Raw genomic sequence first — 5,215 nt, 5'->3', positions numbered from 1 at the left:
CGCCAATTGCCGCGCCCTTCCGCCTTGGCGGCGTAGAGCGCCATGTCGGCGTTGGAGAGGATCGCTTCGGGCGTCTCGCCGTCCTTCGGCGCGCTCGCCGAGCCGACGCTGGCGCCGACGATGACTTCATAGCCGTCGATGAACACCGGCCGACGGATTTCGCGCAGGATCTGCTCGGCGAGCTCGCCGGCCTGGCCCGGATCGGCGACCGGGCGCTGCAGGATGGCGAATTCGTCGCCGCCCCAGCGGGCGACAAGGTCGGTGTCGCGCACGATCCCCTGCAGCCGCCGGGCGACCGCCGTCAGTAGCTTGTCGCCGCGCGCGTGGCCGAGGCTGTCGTTGACCTGCTTGAAATCGTCGAGATCGAGGAACAGGACGTTGGCGCTCTCGAGCTCTTCGCCGCGCCCGCGCAGGGTCTCGACCAGCTCCTCTTCGAAGCGACGGCGGTTTGGCAAGTCGGTCACGGAATCGACCCGCGCCATGCGATCGATCGCGCGGGCGGCGTTGCGCCGTTCGGTGACGTCCTGGACGACGACGACCGCGCCCTCCCCCTCCCCCGTCATGCGGTGGATGGTGATCTCGATCGCGCGGTCGTCGCGCGTCTCGAACGGCGCGACCACGTCGATCCCGGCGGCGGCCCGCGCCAGCGTCTTCCACACCCGCTCGATCTGGTCCTGGGCGACAATCTTGCGACGCAGCAGCGTGAGCGCGACGGCGCGCAGGCTCGAGCCCGATTGGAGATCGTCTGCGCCGAGGTGAAACAGGTTGAGGAGTTGGCGGTTGACGACTGTGACGCGACCTTCGGCGTTGATCATCAACAGTCCGTGCGACATGTTGTTGAGCGCCATGTCGAGGCGCTTGGCGAGCAGAGCCGACTGGCTCTGAGCGGCCACGACGGACAAGAAGTTCGACCGCAGGCGATCCGAAGAGCCTTTCACGTAGATGCTGAGCGGGACAAGCCCGAACAGGATCGCCCCGGGATAGTTTCCGCCCGCCACCAGCATCGCCGCGCTGAGCGGCACGAAAGCGGCGACGATCTGCAGATTGTTGCCTCTGCTGATGGCGAAGCTGCGTGTCCACATTCCGAACGTGTATGAGATCGCCAGGGTCGTCGCCAGAAGACGCGAGAACCCGTCTTCCGTGACGCAAAACGTGACGAGCGCCCACGACCCGAGCGCGCCGATGTAGGCCATCACGCCGAACGCGTATTCGACCTCTCGCCGGCGCGCCGCCTTCATGTCGCGGCTCGGCCGACTTCGCGCGTGATCGAGCATGAAGTAGAGCCGTGTCGTGCTCACCGCCGCGGTCAGGCCGATGCAGCCCCACAGCCAAGCGCTGTCATTCACCAGCGCCACCGCGGACTGCGCGGCGATGACGACGAGGCTGGCGAAGACAAGCGCGCGTAGGTCGACAAGGTGGCTGTCGACGAATCCCATGTACATGTCGTCCGGAATTTTCGTTCCGGTCGGCAAGCTGGCTGGAGATCTCAAACGCACCATAAGAAATTACCGGCTTGTTAGGGGCGGCGAATGTACCCTCCCACAGGGGCGCTTAAGAACTCGTTTCAAGAGTCGCGACAAGCTACGCGAGGCGGCCCGAACCGTAGTTGATCGAAGTGTAGTGTCGAACCGCGTCTAGATTGCAGGCCCACCGAATGAGCGTTCTCGAACCTCATCAGAAGTTAATTTCCACTGTCGACGCTGCGCCGACGAGCGAAGGCGTGACAATTGGCCTGATTGGGCTAGAGGAATTCGACGAGGCGCGAAGCGTAGTCGCCGGACTGGAGGCGTATCCGAGCTTTTCGGATTGGCTCGACTGTCGGGAAGGTCTGCAAATCGGCTTGTCGCTCGCCGGCGTCGAGGCGGCGCTTATTCGCGTCCGGCTCGCCGGCTTCGCGCTTTGGTGCGACCTGACCGGGCGCTCCCCCAGCCTGCGCAGCCTGGACGCCTTCGCGGCCTTCGTTGAAACGCTGCGACGCGCGCCGTCGGCGGCGGTCGTCGCGCAAATCGACGCGCGGCAATTCGCGGCGCACCGCGGCCGGCTCGCCGCTTTCGACGGTCAGCGCGATTACGACGCGTGGTCCGAGCGACGCCGACGAATGCGCGAACGAGCCGTCGCGGCCGGGCTTCATGTTGTCGAGCAGCCGGTGCAAATCGGAAAATTCGTCGAATGGTGCGCTTGCGTAAGGGAGTCCGGCTCCGAAGCGGCGCTCGACACTTACGCCGCGTTATTGCTGGAGTATCTCGTGGAGTCCGGCGAACGATGGGGCCAAAACCGTCATATGACGGTTTGAGGACGCGACATCGTTAACTACGTTTAATCGAATTCGGTTAATTCCCCTTTACACCTCTTTACCATTCGCTAACCTTGTTTCGCCAACAGGGTTAAGCGAGGGTTTCGATGCACGCGGAAACGGCCGAGTCCCGAGCCCGATTTTCGGATCGGGTTCTTGGGTTCATGGAGAGGGTCGAGCATCGAACCGCGAAGACCCCAGAAGAAAAAGAGGCTGTCTACCGACTCAGATACGAGGCGTACGTTCGCAACGGGCTGATCGAGCCCCGCCACGACAGCCGACTTTACGACCCCTTTTACGACGACGCGCCGAACGCCTGGGTCACCTCGACGTTCGTCGACGGCGAGTTTGCCGCGACAGTCCGGATCAATTTGGCGGTCGACGAACGCACGCCGCTTCCCTCGCTCAGCGTCTTCTCGGATTTGATCGTTCCGCAGCTTCGCGCTGGTCTGGTCGTCGTCGACTTCACCCGCGCCGCGGCTCGGCTGGAGGTTTCGAAGCAGCATTCGGAGCTGCCCTACGCCGCGATGCGGCCGGCCTATCTCGCCGCCCAGCACTTTCAGGCCGATTTCGCCATCGCGACGGTGCGCGCCGAACACGTCACCTTCTATCGGCGCGTATTCAACTATGTTCCTCTGTGCGAACCGCGCCACTACCCGAACGTCTATGCGAAAATCGTCTGCATGCGCGCGAACATGCACGTCGGGAAGGAAGAATTCGAAGCGCGCTATCCCTTCTACCGCTCGACCGTCGCCGAGCGCGACGCGCTCTTCGGCCCGGCGCCGCCGCGCCGCCCCGCCTCGCGCCTGCCTGAATACGAGCGGCGCGTCGGCGCCTGAGCGCCGGGGCGCCCATGTTTTCACGCGGTTGTTGACTGTCCTCACACAGGATTGATCGCGTTCGCCTCGATATTTGCGGGTTGGTCAGTCATTTTCCGCGCAATGGTTGGCGTGCGCGGAGGTTGGCTCCGTGCGCCGATCCAGGCGGCGCGGACCCGCGCGGCGCCGTCCCCGCCGAAGGAATAATCACGTCATGGGACTTCGAGGATGGGCCGGCGCGGCGCTCGCGATCGTCGCCGCGGCTGTTGTCTATGGCGTCTACGCGCCCGACTTCGCCGGCCGCTTGTTTCCCTCCGCCGAACCGGCGGCGCGGCGCGCTCACGACGCCCTGTTCGCCGCCAGGCCCACGCCGGCGCCCGTCGCCAGCCCGGCCGCCAGCGCGTCGAAGCCCGCCGTCGTGTCGGTGGCCGCGGCGGCGCGGGTCGATTATCCCGTCTTCATCGACGGGCTCGGCCAGGTCCAGGCCGAGAACACGGTGACCATCCGCACCCGCGTCGACGGCCAGATCGTCAAGATCGCCTTCGCAGAAGGGCAGATGGTCAAGGCCGGCGATCTGCTGGCGCAAATTGATCCACGTCCGTTCCAGGCGGCTCTGGACCAGGCCAAGGCGAAACAGGCCCAGGATCAGGCGACCCTCGCCAACGCCCGGCTCGACCTCGTGCGTTATTCGACTCTCGCCAAGCAGAGCTTCGCCACCCAGCAGCAGCTCGACACCCAGAACGCGCTGGTAAACCAGCTCATCGCCCAGGAGGCGGCCGACGCGGCGGCGATCGACGCGGCCCAGGTGCAGCTCGACTACACGACGATCTCCGCCCCGATCGGCGGCCGGGTCGGCTTCCGCCTCATCGACCAGGGCAACATGGTCAACGCGGCGCAACAGACCGGCATCGTCACCCTCGCCCAAATCGAGCCGATCTCCGTCATCTTCACGGCGCCGCAGGACGACCTGCCGCGCATAGCCGCCGCGCTCGCCGCCGGCGCGCCGCCGATCGAAGCGCGCACCTCCGACGGCGCGACGCTGCTGGCGACCGGCAAGCTGACCGTCATCGACAACCAGGTCGACGTCACGACCGGCACGATCCGTCTCAAGGGCGAATTCGACAACAAGGACCATAGCTTGTGGCCGGGCCAAGCGGTGGCGACCCGCCTGCGGGTCGAGGTCGAGAAGGACGCGCTGGCCGTCCCCGACCAAGCGGTCCAGCGCGGGCCCGACGGCCGGTTCGTCTATGTCGTTGGCTCGGACAATCGCGCGGTCACACGGCCAGTGACCCTCGCCCACGAGGGCGCCGACGTCGCGATCATCGCCAAAGGGCTAAGCGAGGGCGAAAAGGTGGTGACCTTCGGCCAGTTTGGCTTGCAGCCGGGCGCGCGCGTCGCCATCGAAGCCGGCGCCGGCGGCGGGAGCTAAGCCAATGGCGGCCACCGAACCGATGACGGAAACCGGGTCAATCAGGGAAGGTGTCTCCGGCCCGTTTATCCGCCATCCCGTCGCCACCACGCTCTTGATGGTGGCGATCCTTCTCGTCGGCGTCGTCGCCTATCCGTTGCTGCCGGTCGCGCCGCTGCCGCAGATCGACTTCCCGACCATCGTCGTCAGCGCCAGCCTGCCCGGCGCCTCGCCCGACACCATGGCCTCGTCGGTGGCGCAGCCGCTCGAGCGGCAGATCGCCCAGATCCCCGGCGTCACGCAGATGACCTCGACGAGCTCGCTCGGAGCGACGGCGATCACCGTCCAGTTCGACCTCGACCGCAACATCGACGCGGCGGCTGGCGACATCCAGGGGGCGATCAACGCCGCCTCGGGTCAATTGCCGAAGATTCTGCCGAGCTCCCCGACTTACCGGAAAGTCAATCCAGCCGACGCTCCGATCCTCATTCTCTCGCTGACCTCCGACACGGCGCCGATCACCGAGGTCGACGACGTCGCCGAGAACATCCTCGCCCAACAGATCAGCCAGATTTCCGGCGTGTCGCTGGTGCGCATCGGCGGCCAGCAGCAGCCGGCGATTCGCGTCCAGATCGATCCGGCGAAGCTGGTCGAGAAGGGGCTGCAGCTCGAGGACGTGCGCGCCCAGCTCGCCAT

At 66.0% G+C, this 5,215-nt stretch carries 5 protein-coding genes; 4 read left to right on the top strand and 1 reads right to left on the bottom strand.

The features are described 5' to 3' along the window. On the bottom strand, positions 1-1,436 hold a 1,436-nt coding region (locus ABSF49_RS19805; protein ID WP_424114355.1), incomplete at its 3' end, for a diguanylate cyclase domain-containing protein. 284 nt (positions 1,437-1,720) lie between these two features. Here ABSF49_RS19805 and ABSF49_RS19800 point away from each other — a divergent pair. The 4 genes from ABSF49_RS19800 to ABSF49_RS19785 all read left to right on the top strand — a co-directional run. After that, positions 1,721-2,293 (top strand): hypothetical protein, encoded by a 573-nt coding sequence (locus ABSF49_RS19800; protein ID WP_424114354.1) that lies wholly within the window; start codon positions 1,721-1,723, stop codon positions 2,291-2,293. A 164-nt stretch (positions 2,294-2,457) separates the two neighbouring features. Then, complete coding sequence (locus ABSF49_RS19795) at positions 2,458-3,132, top strand: N-acyl amino acid synthase FeeM domain-containing protein (protein WP_424114353.1); 675 nt, start codon at positions 2,458-2,460, stop codon at positions 3,130-3,132. 193 nt (positions 3,133-3,325) lie between these two features. Next, the gene (locus tag ABSF49_RS19790) at positions 3,326-4,540 is read left to right on the top strand and encodes an efflux RND transporter periplasmic adaptor subunit (RefSeq protein WP_424114352.1); all 1,215 of its coding nucleotides are present in this window, start codon (positions 3,326-3,328) and stop codon (positions 4,538-4,540) included. A 4-nt stretch (positions 4,541-4,544) separates the two neighbouring features. Continuing rightward, the coding region (locus tag ABSF49_RS19785; protein WP_424114351.1) for an efflux RND transporter permease subunit at positions 4,545-5,215 on the top strand (671 nt) is incomplete at its 3' end.

The sequence above is a fragment of the Roseiarcus sp. genome (assembly GCF_049514155.1).
In the GTDB taxonomy this organism is placed as follows: Bacteria; Pseudomonadota; Alphaproteobacteria; order Rhizobiales; family Beijerinckiaceae; genus Roseiarcus.
This window is presented reverse-complemented; position numbering and strand designations above follow the sequence as displayed.